At 30.4% G+C, this 529-nt stretch carries 1 protein-coding gene; it reads right to left on the bottom strand.

The annotated features are described in order from the left end of the window. Nucleotides 1–529 (bottom strand): hypothetical protein (locus RCF13_RS15005; protein WP_308141307.1); only part of this gene is annotated, 529 nt, incomplete at both ends.

Below are 529 nucleotides of genomic sequence, written 5' to 3'. Positions count from 1 at the left end.
AGGTAAACCCGCAATCTCTCTTGTTTCAAATAGTTGTCTTAAAAATTTATACATTTCGGTCTGTACAGTTTTGTTTATGTTTGAATTGAATACTGCCAAATTTAATTCATTATCTGTATAAATGAAAATTTCCTTTAAATCTGTTAATTTACTTAATAATATTGAGGTGTTAAAGAGCATGCGTATTTCTTTTTTCATTGTGACGCTAGATGCTTTACTTTTTGATGATTTTCGTTTTACATATGAAAACCAATATGTTGCAGTTGCTTTTCCTTTATCGCTGAAATTAATACTAGCCTCTCGTAATGCTGATTGTAGTACATCATAGGTGGTTGATTCGGAATTATATATGATGTTTTCAATGCCTTTCTCTCGTTGTCTGCGTTCATTGAGGGATAATACATCTGTTTTTAAAAATATTAAAGCTCGACGAGTGCGAAAATTAATACCATCTCGATTTGTGCATATAAGGGGAGGGATAAAGATTGAATGTATTTTATTTTTAAAAACTATTTGTGTTAATGTGCTC

This window comes from Stenotrophomonas maltophilia group sp. RNC7 (genome assembly GCF_030910085.1).
GTDB lineage: Bacteria > Pseudomonadota > Gammaproteobacteria > Xanthomonadales > Xanthomonadaceae > Stenotrophomonas > Stenotrophomonas sepilia.
The sequence above is the reverse complement of the archived record's forward strand: the minus strand, read 5'-3'. Positions and strand labels throughout refer to the sequence as shown.